Here is a 16,535-nt window from a genome sequence, read left to right on the forward strand (position 1 = left end):
AAAAACCGACCTCCTTGATTGCTTTCGAAGCGGACGTTGGAACGGATATGTATTCGCCCTTGTTCGTTCGTTTGCTATCCAAGTAATACCCTTTTTGGCCTATGCTTCAATCACCCGCAGAGAAGTTTCCGGTTGAAGGGGAGATGCGCTTGTAGTCCAGCCACTCCTCGGGCAGAAGGGAACGATACGGCTCCTGGGTGAACCGATCATCCACCAACACGAGTACGCCCGTATCCTCTTCCGTCCGAATCAGCCTGCCGCCTGCCTGCAGCACCTTGTTCATCCCCGGAAAAACATAAGCATAATTGAAGCCATTGCGTCCTGAGCGGTCAAAATAGTCACGAAGCACGTTGTTTTCGAGTCCAATCTGGGGAAGCCCTGCACCGACCACAACGACCCCATTGAGACGATCTCCCGGCAGATCCACCCCTTCTGAAAATACGCCGCCCATCACGGCAAATACGAGCCTGGTTCGTTCCGGATGCGGCTGGAATGCATTCAGGAATGCCTCCCTTTCCAGCTCATTCATGCCCTGTTCCTGCATGACCGTATCGGCCTCACTAGGAAGCTGCATGTAGGTCTCGTAGACTTCACGCATATACGGATACGATGGGAAAAAGACAAGCAGGTTGCTCCGCGGCCACTCGGATACGAGCTGATGGAGCATGCTCGCAATCGGCTGCCTGGAACGCTGCCGGTCCTTGTAGCGAATGGACAAGGGAAGCAGCCTTACATCCAATTGTTCCCGCTGAAAGGGTGAAGGGATACGCAACGTGTAGTCCTCTTCCTCCGCACCAAGCATGTCCCGGTAATAACCCAGTGGTGACAAGGTTGCCGAGAAATGAATGATGGAACGGAACCCTTTCGCTGTCTGACGGAGCAGCACGGATGGATCAAGACAGAACAGCTTCACTCTCACTTCGCTTCGCACACATTCGGCATACGTGACGAATCGTTCATCATACAGCTTGGCGATACGCAGGAAGTTCTGAGCTGTGAAGTAGGCATCCAGCAGCAGTTGATCCGTCTCGGCATTTCCCGAACCGCCTTCCACAAGATTCTGCTCTGCAACCATGACAAAGGGCTCAAGCAATTCAATCAGTTCCTCCGGAGCCTCCTGCTGCAGCAGCTTGCCCTCTTCTCCTCCGTTTTTGCGCAGGGTGATCAGGTACTTATCGATGGCTCCTGCATGGTCTGTAATAGCCTTCGCGGCAGTGACACTGCTGCCCAGCGTCTTAAACTCCCTTTTGACATCCAGAAAAACAGCCTTCTCCAGCTCAGCGGAGAACATCATGCGGCCGCGATCCACCAGATTATGCGCCTCATCGACCAGCAGCACCGTCTTGCGTTTCTGCTCCTCCAGCATGCGTTTGAGGGAAATACGCGGGTCGAAAATATAGTTATAGTCACAGATGACTGCATCGGCCGCATATGCCGCATCCAGTGAAAATTCGAACGGACACACCCGGTGCTTGCGCGCGTACTGTTCAATGACTGGGCGTGTCATCAATGTTTCATGCTCTAGCATATCCAGCACTGCCCCATTAATGCGATCATAATACCCTTCGCACATGCCGCACTGTCCGGTATCACAAGCTTCCTCATCCTTGAAGCAGATCTTGTCCTTGGCAGTCAGGCTGATCACATGCATGTTCAGTCCTTCCGCCTGCATTCTGGCAAAAGCCTCTTCTGCGGCAACACGAGTCGTCGTTCTTGCCGTCAGGTAGAACAATCGACTGGCTTCGCCTTCACCAATAGCCTTCACTGCGGGAAATAAGACGGACATTGTTTTCCCAATTCCGGTTGGTGCCTTGGCCATCAGTCCCTTGCCTTCACGGATAGTCTGATATACTGCGCCTGCCAGCTTGCGCTGCCCTTCCCGATACTTGCGGAATGGAAACGGCAGTTCTTTAACAGTGACATCGCGCTTCTCTTCATATGCAGCAATCATCTCGGCATAAGGAGCATATCCGGCAATGACCTCAGCAGCAAATTGCTCAAGCTCCTCACGTTCGAGCATGCGCCGATATCTTCTCTCCTGACTATTCACGGTCTGCACATAGGTAAGCTGTACCTGCATTCTTGGCTCATCATGCTGAACGGCATACATATATGCATACATGATGGCCTGCGCCCAGTGGACCGGAAGTCCGTCGCCCAGATCATCCAGGTTGCCGGCTGTTGATTTGATCTCATCCACAGTCAGCTGACCCTCCAGACGAATCAGACCATCACATCGCCCTTCAACGACATAGACCAGGTCTCCATGCCGGATTTCAGCTTCAAGCACAACTTCTTTCAGATCATCTTCCGTATAATCCTTCTGCACTCTCTGGTGAATTCGGGTTCCTTCCTGCATGGATGCATTGGAGCGGAATCCGGGACGAATACTGCCGCTGCGATATACGTATTCAACCAAAGGCCTGACTGATATTCGAATGGTATTTGTCATACGATCACCCGTTCTGTTTTAGTCCTTCTACTTTATCATGAAAAGACCTGGCCAAACCAGCCATTCTGCAGATTGGACTCGTCCCTCCCCATATGCTATGTTGAAGGGGAACGTACATTTAAGGAGGCAGATTCCATGTATATTTATTTGGTTCCTTCCCCGATTCCGGACGTACTCGCCGCGTATCCACATCTGACCCTGCGGAGCGAGGAGCAGGTTCGTCTTGCCATCGAAACGTCTGAACGTCTGCTTCATATTGAGCCGGATGATAGCGTAGCCGCATATGAGGCATTTGATGCCGCAGGCTCCTGGACAGGCGGCAGCTTTGCGGTTTTGAATAATATCCCGGTGACGGAAGACGGCCGCGGTGACTTCGAGGATCGGTTCAAAAACCGTGCACGCAAAGTGGAGGACGAGCCAGGTTTTGTCGGTATCCGGGTGCTCCGTCCCCTGAAAGATGATACGTATGTTGTACTTACCCTGTGGGAGTCAGAGGATCACTTCAAAAGCTGGCAGCAGTCTCAGGCCTATAATCATGCCCACCGCAATCGCAGTACAAGTGAAGGGCTGACCGCACAGAAACCAGCCATGTTTCCAAGAGCCTCTTATGTCACGACATATACAATAGAATAATGGGCAGTCTGGCAGACTCAAGTGCCCCACCAGTTGTACTTATGCAGCAGTTCACAAGGCCTCTCCCCGAATGGGAGGGGCTTTTTCTATTTCATACTTTTGACACGACATACCATGAGGTATCATAATACTTGTTAAATGAAACTTCGGAAGGGAAGGCGGTTATGTTGTCACGCAGTTCACTCACCCGGTTTCTAAGCGGACCGTTTATATTGTTTACCATGATTATGATTATTAAAAGCTCCCTGGCCTGGATGGTCATTTTCGATGATATCCCCGTCTGGAAGCCATTGCTTACGGAGCTGCCGTTGATCTGGATCTGCTTTTGTCTGATTGAGTGGTTCGCCGCCAAAAGACGGATGTGGGCCTATCTTGCACTGAACCTGGTGCTGTCAGGCATTTTTTTCGCTGCCATTATGTATTACAAATATTATGGGGTCATCGTCAATTATCATGCGCTCGCGCAGGTGAATCAGGTGACGTCGGTGAAGAGCAGCATGTTCTCCCTGCTGGACCCGTATTACTTGTTTATTTTTGCGGATATTCTGATTATTGGCGGCATCCTGATCCGGCGCCGGATCAAGCTCGGTGTTACCGAACGTCCGGGAAAGATACCTCTGGACCACAGAAGCACACGCAGAGTCGCCTCTTTTATTCTGATCATTTCCTTGGTAATCTGCATGCTGAACATATATCCGAACCGGGCAAGCATGAGCGAAATTACCCAAGCGGAACAAATGGGAATTCTCGGTTACGAGGCTTATACCATTCTGGCGGATCGGCCTGAAAAGCCCTTTCCGCTTGATGAGATTGATCAGGATCGCATTGATCAGATCAAACAAACGACAGCGCTGGAGTCTATCGTGGATTCCGGGGCAGCTAAAGGCCGGAACGTGATTGTCCTCCAGCTGGAATCATTCCAGAATTTCCTGATTGGTCTGAAGGTGGATGGCCAGGAAGTCACACCACATCTCAACCAGCTTGCACAGGAAAGCCTGTATTTCCCGAACTTCTATCAGCAGGTAGGTCAGGGGAATACATCCGATGCCGAGTTTGTTGTAAACACATCATTCTATACACCGCCAAACGGAGCGGCATCGACGGTCTATGCCGATAAAGCCCTGCCAAGTCTCCCCAAATTATTGTCGTCAATCGGGTATCAGACGGCTACATTCCATTCAAACGATGTTCGTTTCTGGAATCGGGATCAGCTCTACCAGGCGCTTGGTTTTGACCAATATTATGATATCGATTATTTTGGCACAGCGGACTCCATTGCTTTCTCGGCATCGGATGAGGTGCTGTATTCTAAAACGCTTAATAAATTGGAAGAAATGCAGGCAGAAGGCTCGCCATTTTATGCACAGATCATCTCCATGTCTGCGCATCACCCGTACCATTTACCAGAGAGAAAGGTTAGCCTGACGCTGCCGAAGCGGTACGCGGACACCCTGCCTGGCGATTATCTGGTATCCCAGCATTATGCTGATCAGGCGGTGGGACAATTCATCGATGGTTTGAAACAACGCGGACTATGGGAAAACAGCCTGCTGGTGGTATACGGAGACCACCTTGGCCTGCCCATCTATTCGCTGGACAAGGACGACAAAGAGTTAATGAAAGAAATCTATGGCCGGGAGTATACATCTGCGGACATGATTAATATTCCGCTCATCATGACGGCTCCCGGGGTCACGCCTGCAGAGCAGCTGGATCAGATCGGTGGACAAGTGGACATTCTGCCAACGATAGCCGGACTCACAGGCGCATCTCTCCAGGATCAACTGCACTTCGGGCAGGATCTGCTGCGGGAGTCAGGCAATCTGCTGCCGGAACGCTATTATCTGCCTACCGGTTCTGTGCTTAATGATGCCTCATTATTCATTCCGGAGACCGGTTATGGTGACGGAACCCATTACTCGCTAGCTAATGCCGGAAGGCAGGATACCAGTCAGGTGGAGAACCATCCGGGACCGAATAAGGAGTCATCGGAAGAGGCAGCTGTTCCGGCAACTGCCACAACGGATGGCGACACCGTGTCCTCCTCAGGGTACATTACCAAGGACGAGTATGAGCGTGCTTTGGATCTTATGCATTTGTCCAACAGTTATTTAATACAGCTGCCTGACCGGAATACAGAGAAGTAGCCTCCGAAGCAATCATTCAATCTATCAAAAGAGCCCATGAAACAGGAATGGAATCCTGCTTCATGGGCTTTATGCATTTCCAGCCGTTCGCAGGCTGTGTCATGCTGTATATTTCATTCGTAATTACAAAGGCAGCAGCGGCACCGAAGTGCGAGCTTTCAGCTGATCCACCATCGCAAGCCATTCCTGCGGTTTATTCGGCAGGACAGCATAATAGCGATTCAGGAAATCAGCCACCAGGCTGGCTGGCAGCTCCCCTTGCTCCTCATTGCCCGGCATGAAGCAGAGGTCAAGTCCACCCACCGCTTCTCCGTCCCCTTGCCAGGAAGGATGAACATATGGGAAATCCAGTCGTTGATATCCCAGATGGGACAGCACTTCGCGGCGTACATACGGATCCATGGGCTTAATGCCGCCAAATTCATGATCCTGGCTAAGATACGGGTTATAAATCTCGGCGAACATGCCGAACAGTTCCTTGCCGTTTGCCGCGGCAAGCTGCTGCAGGTCAAGCTTCCGATGGTTGGCAAGGAAACTGCCGATGCCCAGACCTTCGCGGCCGATGATCGTAAAATCCGTCATGGCCACATTCCAGTCTTCGTAGTAGCGGTATTCTGTCGCTCCCACAACATTCCCTTCATGCACAGCCACAAATACGCGAATGCCTGGGTCTTCCAGCGGTTCCTGCCACAGCGGGAAGTCCAGCACTTCCTCAGGCGGGAAAATTTCCTGCATCAGCTTGTGCATTTGGGCAAACAAAGGATCATTAATTGAAGTAATTCGTGTAAATTCCATGGATTCATCTACCTCCAATGTTAAATGTGCATTATGTCTTGAACGGATTGCGCCATTCCATAAGGGCTGCATAGTTGCAGGACTCCTCATCATCCAGATAATCCGTCGCCACACCCACTGGCATACGTCCGCAGCGCAGCAGGAATGAGATCACCGGATCGCGTTTCTCGCCGGATACCACCTGCTCCAGATACGATTCAGCCGTCATTTCATCAGCCACCAGATGGTACCCCGGCATTCTCCCGGCACCGAGCAGTCGGTCGAGCCCCTGTGCAATGACCAGATGATACATGGCCTGCATCATGAGCTGTGCCAGTCCCCACTTGCGAAATTTCGGACGTACACACAGATCAACGATGTAGAGCGTGTTGCCATCCGGCTGATGATTGCGAATATACCCATCATCGGTCACTTCAGCCCACGTGTGGCTTGCCGGATGTGAAGGGTCCCATTGCATGCGCAGCGAGGTCATCGATCCCGCCAGCTCACCATCTACCTCAATGCAGATGGCCCCATCCGGGTAGTTGGCTACGTGACTGGCAAGCTGCTGATGGTTCCAGAGCAGCTCTTCCGGATAAGGCGGAGGAAAGCTCTCGGCCTGGATGCGAATCAGTTCATCGAAGTCAGCGTGCTGATACGTACGAACGATAGCTTTTACTGGCTTACCGTGCTTATCCGGACCGGTAATCAACATCTCTTTTTGATACATGCTGATAATCTCCTCCTCCCAACAGACAATACGGGCAGTTCGAGCCTCAGACTACGCCCAGTCTGTATATAGATCGGTGCGGCGGTCACGCCAGGTCGTTACAGATCCGCGCTCACGTACTTCGTAGAGCAAATCCAGATCCAGATCTGCTGTTACGATCATATCATCGTTAATCTCACCTTCGGCCAGAATGCCGCGCGGCGGGAACGGGACATCATTCGGCGTAATGATGGCAGCCTGTCCGTAGTTGGCACGCATGAAGTCCACTGTCGGCAGATTGCCTACTGTTCCGGTCAGTACAACATAAACCTGATTCTCCACTGCGCGCGCATGACTTGTATAGCGCACCCGGTAGAATCCGTGCCGGTCATCCGTGCAGGAAGGACAGAAGATGACGTCAGCTCCTTTGGCTTTTGCCATACGCACAATTTCCGGGAACTCAATATCGTAACAGGTCAGCATTGCAATTCTGCCTTTATCCGTGTCGAATACTTCAAGGCCATCCCCCGGTGCCATATTCCATTCCTGTACTTCGGTCGGTGTAATATGGATCTTGGCCTGGCGTGCAATACGGCCATCCGGATAGAACATGTGGGCGGTATTATACAATTTCCCTTCACGCCGGATGACATGGGTTCCCCCGATCAGATGCATGTTGTACTTCGCTGCCAGGGATGTGAACAGCTGTTCATACTGCTCTGTAAAATCGGGCAAGTCCTCAATGGTCAGCGCGTTGCCCTTACCGTCACCAATGGACATGAGCTGAGTTGTAAAAAATTCAGGGAACAGCACAAATTCAGTTCCGAATTCGTCGGCTGTCCGTATATAATGCTCGGCTTGAGCAGCAAACTGCTCAAAGGAGCTGATGGTTTGCAATCGGTACTGTACCGCGGATACCCGCAATTTCATGTTTCTCCACCTCCATCATTATTCTGCTCTCATTGTAACAACGAAATGAAGTAATTTCTATTTCCTTTCTTCGCTCAACATCGCCTTGGTGAAACCGATCCATTCCCTTGTGGCAAAAGACAGATATCGGTCCTTACGCCAGATCATGCCGAGCTGCCAGGGGATCACGGGTTCCACAACCGGCATAATGCGTACACGCATATGATCCACTTCACGGCAGATGGTCTCGGGAAGTAATGCCACCCCCAGATTGGCCGCAACCATTGCACTGAGCAAATCCCACTGGGAGCTCTCATAGACCACCCTCGGCTGGAATCCTACATGCTGACAGGCAGCAATGATCCGATCATGCAGGGCAAAATCCTCCCTGAACAGCACAAAGGCATCATGCTCCAGTTCACGCAGGGCAACCGATTCTTTGCCCGCCAGCGGATGCGAAGGGTGAACAAGCAGATTCAGCTTTTCTTCCACGAACACAAAATGATCGAGCAGCTCATCCACCGTCGGCAGCACAGCGACACCAATATCCAGTGCACCACTGATGACATCGGCCTCTACCTTTTTGGCACCATCCTCAAACAGTTGAATGCTCACTTGCGGATAGGCCTTATGAAATTCACCAATGATCATGGGGAAAAAGCTTGAGCCCACCATGGGTGGCAATCCGATGCGCAGATGTCCTTTCTTCAGATTCATCAGATCGTCGAGTTCGGAGGACAAGCTGCGAAACGATTTTTCAATTTCCAGTGCCTGCCGGAAGAAAACATGCCCTGCATCGGTCAATTCGACTCTCTTGCCGTACCGATCCAGCAGCGTAACCCCCAGCTCATCCTCCAGACTTTTCACGGTTTTGCTGATGGTTGGCTGGGTGATATATAACACCTCGGCTGCCTTGGTAAAGCTCTGCTGCCTGGCGACCTCCAGAAAATATTGCAAATGGCGGATATCCATCGTTGATTCCAGCCTCTCATAGATAAATGGAATAGAAAACATTCTTAATATGCATTTTACTCATGAAAGAATGCGATGTAAAATTTGTAACAAGAAAGTGTGTTTCCATTCATTTTCATAAAAAATAAATCAATCACGTTGATGATATAAGGAGGAATTGAAGTGAAAAAATGGGGACTTGGGATATTGCAGGTTGCTCTCCTCATGGTCTTTTCACTGCTCATGGACCAGTTGGCCCGTGCTCTCCATTTGCCTATACCGGGTTCGATACTCGGCATGGTTGTACTGTTTATTTTGCTACAGACTCGGGTCGTGAAGCTGCGCTGGATTGAAGTCGGAGCCGCATGGCTGCTCGGAGAACTGCTGCTTTTCTTCATCCCTTCAGCCGTTGGCATCATGAACTACATGCCCATGCTTGAACATGACGGACTGCAGATTCTGTTCATCGTCCTGCTGAGTACATTTCTGGTTATGGTCTGCACCGGGCTGGTTGCCACACGAATTGCCAAACGAAAGGAGCGTCACACCGGATGATTGGATTTCTCTGCTTGTTGTTAACTGTCGGTATTTACTTGATTGCCAAACGCATGTATCGCCAATTGCCCAAGGTTTATCTGTCTCCACTGCTGATCACGCCCCTGCTTGTCGTTGGGGTGCTGCTTGCGACCGGAACAGATTATACAGATTACAGCAGCGGCGGCAAATGGCTTAGTCTTCTGCTGCAGCCGGCTACGGTAGCCTTTGCTGTACCGCTCTATACCTTTTTCCATGTGCTCAAAAAGCATATATCCGAGATTGTCTTCAGTGTTATGACCGGATCGGTAGTTGCCGTACTCTCGTCTGCCCTGCTCGCCAAGTGGCTTCAGCTGGACTCCGGGCTGATTCACAGCCTGATTCCGCGTTCCATTACAACCCCGATTGCCATGAATGTCTCGGCTACTATTGGGGGGATCCCCGCTGTTACTGCGGTTTTTGTCATCATGACCGGTTTGCTTGGTGCGATTATGGGTCCTTCTATCGTTAAAATGCTCCGCATTGATGGAGAGATTGCCCGCGGAACCCTGCTCGGAACAGGTGCCCACGGTACAGGGACTTCCAAAGCTTTTGAGCTCAGTTCCCTCACAGGAACCATCTCCAGTATCTCCATGGTACTCGCTGCATTGTTCACTCTGGCGGTGGCACCTATTCTTTCTAAACTTATTTTCCCATAATAGATAGAATTGTCCCTATTATTTGAAATATTATTGTTGTATTAAAGCCCTTTCTTCCTTACAATAAGGACATGTTTTATAAGCGAATATTGCGGGGGAGATGCGATGAAAAGAACCGGAATGAAGAGATCTCTGGACCGCCTTGGACGAATTGTCCTTCCCAAGGAAATGCGGGATACGATGGAAATCCATATCGGCGATCCGCTTGAGTTTTTCATTGAAGGGAAAGAGTTGATTTTGAGAAAGTACAAATCAACGTTGTGTGTGTTTTGCGGTGATATGGATACGGAAATGTATTTCAAAGAGCAATTCATCTGCCGGACGTGTGCTGTTCAATTAAAACACCCGGATGACACTCCCGAATGGTTCGTTCCTCAGAACAAACAGGCTCCTGCAGCCGTGGAGCGTCCTGCTTCCGAATCCGCCAAAGTCTCGTCCCCCACATGGGATGAGGGAACTGTACCTGCCAGCACTGAGTATCCTGACCTGCGGCCCAAGACGGCTCGCATGCTGCAACAGATGAAAGAAATTGTTGAACAGAATCCTGATTTGGCTCAGCAGCAGATTGCGGAAAAGCTTGGTATTAGCCAAGGACGCGTCTCCCAATTAAAGAAATTGCTATAATACGATTTCATTTTATTATTTATAATCAGGAGATCTTCCCGATAAGGAAGTCCTACTGCAAGAGAACCCTGTGTATGTGTGGGTTCTTCTTTTTTTATCCTCTAAAGAAAAATGAATTAAATAATGGTATCGTAAAAGAGGGCAGCTGTTTTGGCAGCCGCCCTCTTTGAATTATTCAATCTATATATTGCTCTAATTAGGTCATGCTTGAATGACTTCCAGAACCTCCTCTTCCTCCAGCTTGCGCATACCGATCGCCAGAACAACAATATTGGCAACAAGCAGGATTGCCGGAAGAGCAATAGCCCCGTATTGTCCGTAGATCAGATGACTTCCGATTGCACCAATCAGAATAAATGTCAGGACACCTGCTGCTACCATGCGGGTACGAGGGATCAATAAGCCCACTGCACTAAGCAATTCTACCGCACCGAGCAAATACATCGTCCACTTGGGATACGAGAAGCTCTCGAACGTCTGCACCATCATCTCAGCACCCATTACCTTGTTAAGCCCCGTCATTACAAATACACCTGCAAGCACGACCAGAAAAATATATCCAATAATTCTCATTATGTATGTTCCTCCTGTAACTGATCTAAAGGTTAGATGAAAAGAAAAGCGGGAGCATCTTGCCTGCTGCACATGCCAAATTCAATTCAAATCTGCAAGATGCTAAATCTATGTCAAAGCCGTCTTGCGACGACTCGGTTTTCAAGCCAACATGTTAACAATTAATGTGGTCTAAATCTATCTATTAGGTATTATTGGATACTGGCTTACTTTTATGAAGTGAGTATATAATAATAAGATTATTTATTCAAGTAATTTTTTGATAAATAGTGTATAATACATACAAAAGGGTTGTTGCATGGATTTTTGCCGTAACCTATAGGAATGAATGCTTCTTATTTTTCGTCAGAGTGGCGGTAAGCCAGGCACTTTTTTATATACAAGACAATTAGACTATTCCAACATTGTTATGCGAATTGAGGTGAACACGTTGAAGCTGAGAAAAGCAAAATCACCAAGTCCCTGTTTGATCACACAAGCTATGGACATCATTGGTAAGAAGTGGGTTCTGCTGATCATGTATCAGCTGCTCTCCGGACCTAAGCGCTTCACAGAGCTGGAAGCGGAAATGGCCATTAGCGGCCGTTTGTTATCCGAGCGTTTGAAGGAAATGGAGATGGAAGGCATCGTAACCCGTCATATGTATCCTGAAATTCCGCCACGGGTTGAATACGAGCTGACTCCCAAAGGCAAGGCTATTGAGCCGGTGATCAACCAAATTTATGGCTGGTCCTCCGACTGGCTGAAACGATAGCAGTGCAGATCGCTCTAATCTAAAACACCAAAAGCCTGAATGGTGCTGATCTTCTCCATATCAGCTTCCCATTCAGGCTTTTTTCTTGAACTGCCATTAGATGATTAGAAGGATTAATGCGAGAGATTCTTAGTAGGCTTCAGCTGCACCGGCAGACCGGAATCGGCCGATGCCAGCGCTGCTGTTGTAATCTCCTGTGTACGGCAGGCATCCGCGTAATCAGACAGAATCCGCGTACGGTCACCCGTCCGAAGAGCATGAATGAACGCCTCGTTCTCCCGCTCATACGGATTATGTCCTGCCGGAATCTCCTGACCTGCCATCGCGTGAGCAGCAGCACTCGGCAGCAGCAGACGATCCGGTGTCCAGTCCCATACTCCGGCTTCCGTGTAGAACTGAAGTCCGGCACCGCCTTCTCCATCCGGCAGCAGGCATGTATTGGCAATGCTCGCAATGGCACCGCTCTCCAGCTTAAGCGTAACATTCGCTACATCTGCTACGGTAACATGATCGTGCTTCTCATGCATCACACGCTGGGCTGCTGCAGCATATACCTCAGTAACTTCTCCTGCACAGTACCGGAGCAAATCGACAATATGTGTTGTCTGCTCGACAAACTGTCCTCCGGATCCTTCCTGACGGCGCCACCAGGCTACGCCTGGCATACCGCCCATCCAGCGTCCAAGTGCCATGCCGATCGTCTGATCCTGCATTGCCCCCCGAAGCACCTGCGCAGCTTCCTGATAGCGGAAGTGATAACCTACCGAAGTAAGCAAACCTGTATCCTTCACCTGATCTAAAATCTTGCGCGGAATATCCATTCCTGTACTTAGTGGTTTCTCTACAAGGAAAGGGATGCCCCGACGAATCAGTTCCGATTCAATTGAACCATGTGACATTGGCGGAACGCAGATGTAAACTGCATCCAGCTTCTCCCCATCCAGCATATGTTCAAGCTCGCTGTAGCCGGCTGCGTCATACACGGAAGCCATCGCCTCAGCTTTCTCCAAGGTGGTCCCGAGCACACTTGCCACACGGACGCCTTCCATTCGTGCCAAAATATCTGCATGGACTTTGCTGAACCAACCTGTTCCAATGATGCCGATCTGTAACGTCATGGATGTAATCCCCTCTCTTTGTTACGCGCTTACATGTTCCATTCGACCCCATCATACAAAATCCTGCATTATATTTTGCCAGATGCCCCCAATATCAGCCGGTCCAGCTCTTGTTCATACCCTGTTCTCTGCTCATCCGTCCAGTACAGCCGATCATTCATGTATTGGATAACTGCCGACTTATACTGACGCACCTCGTCAATTCGGAAAAATAAATCGCCTGTTCGTCGCACCAGGAAGTCTGCCGGGGTTACGGCCATTTCTTCCTCAATTGCATAATTCAGCATGAGCAGCAGTTCCTGCGGCATGCCATGCCGTTCGGCCTTGGCCCGTGGATCAGGCAGCCGGTCATACAGGGCATCCACATTGGATCCATAGGTACGAGCCAGCCGCTCTGCAGCTTGCCGATGGAGTCCGAGCGCTACCCCATCCTTAATCTTGCGCTCTACATAGACGGAATATCCTGCTGAGCCACCAACGTGCCCACCGGAAATCGGCAACTTCTTCGTTATGCATGGCCCCATCGATTTCCCTGTTTCCTGCTTCAGCTCCCGAGCTGCCAGATCAACGACCATTTCAGCCATTTTGCGATACCCGGTCAGCTTGCCTCCCGCAATGGTGATCAGTCCGGAAGGGGAGACCCACACTTCATCCTTGCGTGAGATTTCGGAAGGACTCTTGCCCTCCTCATGGATTAATGGACGTATGCCAGCCCAGCCCGATTCCACATCTTCGGCACAAATCTGAATATCTGGAAACATGCCATTTACCGCATCGATTAGATAATCCCGATCTGCTTCAGAGATCAGAGGCTGCGCCGGGTCATCTCGGAAAACAGTATCCGTAGTACCCACGTATGTTTTGCCATCGCGTGGAACTGCGAAAACCATTCGCCCATCGGGGGTATCAAAATATACTGCTTGCCGTAGAGGAAACCTTGATCCGTCGAACACCAGATGAATGCCTTTGGTCATTTGCAGCGTCTTGCCCTGACGTGAACCATCTACCTCGCGGAGTTCATCCACCCATGGACCCGAAGCATTGATGACCTTGCTTGCCCTTAATTGAACACGCTGGCCTGTGATCTGGTCCGTAGCCTGGATGCCAATGATCTTTCCATTTTCCTTCACAAATCCGCCTGCCTTTACATAATTCACAGCTTGTGCTCCACGCTTTACCGCTTCTTTCATCACTTCGATGGTAAGCCGTGCGTCATCCGTCCGGTATTCCACATATAACCCGCCACCCAACAGTCCCTCTCGGCGCAGCAAAGGTTCGCTGTCCGAGACAGCTCCAGCGTTCAGCATCGTACGGCGCTCGCTGCGCTTCACACCCGCGAGCCGGTCATACACCATCAAACCAATCGAGGTGCTGAAGCGCCCAAACGTACCTCCCGTATAGATGGGCAGGAGCATCGGCTCCGGTGTCGTCACATGAGGTCCATTTTCATAGACAATTGCCCGTTCGCGTCCTACCTCCGCTACCATTTTCACTTCAAACTGCTTCAGATATCGTAACCCTCCGTGGACCAGTTTGGTTGAACGGCTGGACGTGCCCGCTGCAAAATCCTGCATTTCAACCAGCGCGGTCTTCAGTCCGCGGGACACGGCATCAAGGGCAATGCCTGCCCCCGTGATCCCTCCGCCTATAACCAATATGTCAAAATGTGCATTCGCCATGGATTGAAGATACTCGCCGCGCATCGCTGCCGAGAAAGATGAAGTCATCGGTATGCCTCCCATTCATTTCCTTTATTTTTGCTAACCCATCTTCAAAAATGAACAAAAAAAGACCACGTCATTCGCTGCAGCAATTGCTGAGCGGTACGTGGTCTCTCCCGATCTCCAGACATCATTTTTTAACTTGTGCCTTAATCCTATCACACATTTTGAGCGGCGTGAAGGCCTGAAATGACACATTATTCAAAAAAATTTCAAAAAATCGTTCTGTCCAAGGACGTAATTTCAAACTGATCCACTAACCTCTTTATTTTCCTAATCATGGATATATGCATTTCGTTCTCCAGGAAAATATCCCCTGTAAGTTATGCATCATTTTCCACCAGTAATTATCATCTATTGAATTTGTTTAATGAAAAAGTACAAATAGCTATATATTCATATTCCTACTTATTTGAAGGACATGGCAGCCTTCACTGCTCGCTGCCAACCGGCGTACAGATCATTTCTGGTATCCTCTTCCATCAGCGAATTGAATACGCGCTCCGTGTTCTCATGATTCTTCAGCTCATCCGCACTTTCCCAGTATCCGACAGCAAGACCTGCCAAATAAGCTGCCCCCAGAGCCGTTGTCTCGTTCACCGTTGGACGCTCAACCGGAATGCCCAGAATGTCGCTCTGGAATTGCATCAGAAAGTCATTGGCCGCTGCACCGCCATCGACGCGTAACGAATCGACAGCAATCCCCGAATCGGATTCCATGGCCGCCAGGACATCTTTGGTCTGATACGCTAGCGCTTCAAGCGTCGCTCGAATAAAATGTTCCTTCGTGGTGCCGCGTGTCAGACCGAATACGGCGCCCTTGACCTCGCTGTCCCAATATGGACTACCTAGCCCGACGAAGGCCGGTACCATATACACACCATCTGTCGAGGGTACCCGTGCAGCATAATCCTCACTATCCTTGGAGGAACGCAGCATCCTTAATCCGTCACGAAGCCACTGAATGGCAGAACCCGCCACAAAAATGCTGCCTTCAAGTGCATACTCTACCTTGCCATCAACACCCCATGCGATCGTTGTGATCAATCCATGGTCCGACTTTACCGGATCTTTCCCGGTATTCATGAGCATGAAGCACCCGGTACCATATGTGTTTTTCATACTGCCCTTGTGATAACATCCCTGACCAAATAGAGCTGCCTGCTGATCCCCCGCTGCGCCAGCAATGGGAACCCGGTGGCCGAAGAAATGATAATCCATCGTGTGCGCATACACTTCAGAGGAGCCTCGCACTTCCGGCAGCATTGCTTTTGGAATATCGAGAATATGGAGCAGTTCATCATCCCATTGCAGATCATAGATGTTGTACATCAATGTACGGGAAGCATTGGATACGTCCGTTACATGGGTACCTCCGCTGAGCTTCCAGATCAGCCAGCTGTCGATTGTGCCAAATAGCAGTTCTCCCTGCTCCGCGCGTTCACGCGCTCCTGGCACATGGTCCAGAACCCACTTGACTTTCGTACCGGAAAAATAGGGATCAATAAGCAGTCCCGTTTTCTCACGAAAAAGGTTAGCCAAGCCCTTCGTCTTCAGCTCATCACAGATATCAGCAGTTTGTCTCGACTGCCAGACTACCGCATTATAGATAGGGCGACCTGTTTCCTTATCCCACACCACAACCGTCTCGCGCTGGTTCGTAATCCCGATTCCGGCAATCTGAGCAGGCTTAATGCCGCTCTCTGCCAAGCAAGAAGCCATAACCGCAAGAATGGAGCTCCAGATTTCATTCGCATTCTGCTCAACCCAACCCGGCTTGGGGAAGTACTGCGGAAACTCCTGCTGAGCAATATGTACAATCTCCCCATTGTGGTTAAACAAAATAGCCCGTGAACTCGTGGTTCCCTGATCAAGAGCCATAATATACTTTTCCATATCGACAACCTCCTGTTCGCATATTGCATCATTCGATATCCC

General features: G+C 50.1%; 15 protein-coding genes. 6 read left to right on the top strand and 9 right to left on the bottom strand.

What is annotated here, in order from left to right; translation table 11 throughout:
- Positions 1-106: 106 nt before the first annotated feature.
- A complete protein-coding gene (locus F4V51_RS27245) occupies positions 107-2,452 on the bottom strand; it encodes a helicase C-terminal domain-containing protein (RefSeq protein WP_153980298.1) in 2,346 nt (781 codons plus the stop codon).
- 135 nt (positions 2,453-2,587) lie between these two features.
- Between F4V51_RS27245 and F4V51_RS29435 the strand changes: the two genes are divergently transcribed.
- Positions 2,588-3,085 carry an antibiotic biosynthesis monooxygenase family protein gene (locus tag F4V51_RS29435; protein WP_153980299.1) on the top strand — a complete coding sequence of 166 codons (498 nt, stop codon included), beginning with the start codon at positions 2,588-2,590 and terminating at the stop codon, positions 3,083-3,085.
- A 164-nt stretch (positions 3,086-3,249) separates the two neighbouring features.
- Positions 3,250-5,232, top strand: a complete 1,983-nt coding sequence (locus F4V51_RS27255) for an LTA synthase family protein (protein ID WP_236146652.1) — start codon at positions 3,250-3,252, stop codon at positions 5,230-5,232.
- Positions 5,233-5,355: 123 nt separating this feature from the next.
- Here the strand turns inward: F4V51_RS27255 and F4V51_RS27260 are convergent, their stop codons facing one another.
- Genes F4V51_RS27260 through cidR form a run of 4 tightly spaced genes read right to left on the bottom strand, consistent with a single transcriptional unit; the run spans position 5,356 to position 8,596 of the window.
- On the bottom strand, positions 5,356-6,027 hold the full coding sequence (locus F4V51_RS27260) for a GNAT family protein (protein ID WP_153980300.1): 672 nt from the start codon (positions 6,025-6,027) through the stop codon (positions 5,356-5,358).
- A 31-nt stretch (positions 6,028-6,058) separates the two neighbouring features.
- A complete protein-coding gene (locus F4V51_RS27265; RefSeq protein WP_153980301.1) occupies positions 6,059-6,736 on the bottom strand; it encodes a GNAT family N-acetyltransferase in 678 nt (225 codons plus the stop codon).
- Between the two features lie 51 nt (positions 6,737-6,787).
- Positions 6,788-7,645 carry a carbon-nitrogen hydrolase family protein gene (locus F4V51_RS27270; protein ID WP_153980302.1) on the bottom strand — a complete coding sequence of 286 codons (858 nt, stop codon included), beginning with the start codon at positions 7,643-7,645 and terminating at the stop codon, positions 6,788-6,790.
- Positions 7,646-7,702: 57 nt separating this feature from the next.
- Positions 7,703-8,596 carry a cidABC operon transcriptional activator CidR gene (gene cidR, locus F4V51_RS27275; protein ID WP_127537384.1) on the bottom strand — a complete coding sequence of 298 codons (894 nt, stop codon included), beginning with the start codon at positions 8,594-8,596 and terminating at the stop codon, positions 7,703-7,705.
- Positions 8,597-8,758: 162 nt separating this feature from the next.
- Between cidR and F4V51_RS27280 the strand changes: the two genes are divergently transcribed.
- The 3 genes from F4V51_RS27280 to F4V51_RS27290 all read left to right on the top strand — a co-directional run bounded on the left by F4V51_RS27280 (position 8,759) and on the right by F4V51_RS27290 (position 10,431).
- A complete protein-coding gene (locus F4V51_RS27280; RefSeq protein WP_153980303.1) occupies positions 8,759-9,130 on the top strand; it encodes a CidA/LrgA family protein in 372 nt (123 codons plus the stop codon).
- Complete coding sequence (locus F4V51_RS27285; RefSeq protein ID WP_153980304.1) at positions 9,127-9,807, top strand: CidB/LrgB family autolysis modulator; 681 nt, start codon at positions 9,127-9,129, stop codon at positions 9,805-9,807. Before F4V51_RS27280 ends, F4V51_RS27285 begins: the two co-directional genes overlap by 4 nt.
- 105 nt (positions 9,808-9,912) lie before the next feature.
- Positions 9,913-10,431 carry an AbrB/MazE/SpoVT family DNA-binding domain-containing protein gene (locus F4V51_RS27290; RefSeq protein WP_153980305.1) on the top strand — a complete coding sequence of 173 codons (519 nt, stop codon included), beginning with the start codon at positions 9,913-9,915 and terminating at the stop codon, positions 10,429-10,431.
- 201 nt (positions 10,432-10,632) lie between these two features.
- Here F4V51_RS27290 and F4V51_RS27295 read toward each other — a convergent pair whose 3' ends face one another.
- A complete protein-coding gene (locus F4V51_RS27295) occupies positions 10,633-11,004 on the bottom strand; it encodes a DoxX family protein (protein WP_153980306.1) in 372 nt (123 codons plus the stop codon).
- Between the two features lie 481 nt (positions 11,005-11,485).
- Between F4V51_RS27295 and F4V51_RS27300 the strand changes: the two genes are divergently transcribed.
- Positions 11,486-11,758: a winged helix-turn-helix transcriptional regulator gene (locus tag F4V51_RS27300; RefSeq protein ID WP_236146850.1), complete on the top strand. Its 273-nt coding sequence runs from the start codon at positions 11,486-11,488 to the stop codon at positions 11,756-11,758.
- 113 nt (positions 11,759-11,871) lie between these two features.
- Here F4V51_RS27300 and F4V51_RS27305 read toward each other — a convergent pair whose 3' ends face one another.
- From F4V51_RS27305 to glpK, 3 genes are all read right to left on the bottom strand, one after another.
- Positions 11,872-12,876, bottom strand: coding sequence for a Gfo/Idh/MocA family protein (locus F4V51_RS27305; RefSeq protein ID WP_153980307.1), 1,005 nt, complete (start codon positions 12,874-12,876; stop codon positions 11,872-11,874).
- A gap of 68 nt (positions 12,877-12,944) precedes the next feature.
- The gene (locus F4V51_RS27310) at positions 12,945-14,603 is read right to left on the bottom strand and encodes a glycerol-3-phosphate dehydrogenase/oxidase (RefSeq protein WP_153980308.1); all 1,659 of its coding nucleotides are present in this window, start codon (positions 14,601-14,603) and stop codon (positions 12,945-12,947) included.
- 402 nt (positions 14,604-15,005) lie between these two features.
- Complete coding sequence (glpK, locus tag F4V51_RS27315) at positions 15,006-16,493, bottom strand: glycerol kinase GlpK (RefSeq protein WP_153980309.1); 1,488 nt, start codon at positions 16,491-16,493, stop codon at positions 15,006-15,008.
- Between the last annotated feature and the right edge of the window lie 42 nt (positions 16,494-16,535).

Source organism: Paenibacillus xylanilyticus, from assembly GCF_009664365.1.
GTDB lineage: Bacteria > Bacillota > Bacilli > Paenibacillales > Paenibacillaceae > Paenibacillus > Paenibacillus xylanilyticus_A.

Coding starts and splice junctions, on each gene's coding strand:
- F4V51_RS27285 (WP_153980304.1), top strand. CDS start 9,127: ATGATTGGATTTCTCTGCTTGTTGTTAACTGTCGGTATTTACTTGATT.
- F4V51_RS27300 (WP_236146850.1), top strand. CDS start 11,486: ATGGACATCATTGGTAAGAAGTGGGTTCTGCTGATCATGTATCAGCTG.
- F4V51_RS27260 (WP_153980300.1), bottom strand. CDS start 6,027: ATGGAATTTACACGAATTACTTCAATTAATGATCCTTTGTTTGCCCAA.
- F4V51_RS29435 (WP_153980299.1), top strand. CDS start 2,588: ATGTATATTTATTTGGTTCCTTCCCCGATTCCGGACGTACTCGCCGCG.
- F4V51_RS27265 (WP_153980301.1), bottom strand. CDS start 6,736: ATGTATCAAAAAGAGATGTTGATTACCGGTCCGGATAAGCACGGTAAG.
- F4V51_RS27255 (WP_236146652.1), top strand. CDS start 3,250: ATGTTGTCACGCAGTTCACTCACCCGGTTTCTAAGCGGACCGTTTATA.
- F4V51_RS27310 (WP_153980308.1), bottom strand. CDS start 14,603: ATGACTTCATCTTTCTCGGCAGCGATGCGCGGCGAGTATCTTCAATCC.
- glpK (WP_153980309.1), bottom strand. CDS start 16,493: ATGGAAAAGTATATTATGGCTCTTGATCAGGGAACCACGAGTTCACGG.
- F4V51_RS27270 (WP_153980302.1), bottom strand. CDS start 7,645: ATGAAATTGCGGGTATCCGCGGTACAGTACCGATTGCAAACCATCAGC.
- F4V51_RS27290 (WP_153980305.1), top strand. CDS start 9,913: ATGAAAAGAACCGGAATGAAGAGATCTCTGGACCGCCTTGGACGAATT.
- F4V51_RS27245 (WP_153980298.1), bottom strand. CDS start 2,452: ATGACAAATACCATTCGAATATCAGTCAGGCCTTTGGTTGAATACGTA.
- F4V51_RS27305 (WP_153980307.1), bottom strand. CDS start 12,876: ATGACGTTACAGATCGGCATCATTGGAACAGGTTGGTTCAGCAAAGTC.
- cidR (WP_127537384.1), bottom strand. CDS start 8,596: ATGGATATCCGCCATTTGCAATATTTTCTGGAGGTCGCCAGGCAGCAG.
- F4V51_RS27295 (WP_153980306.1), bottom strand. CDS start 11,004: ATGAGAATTATTGGATATATTTTTCTGGTCGTGCTTGCAGGTGTATTT.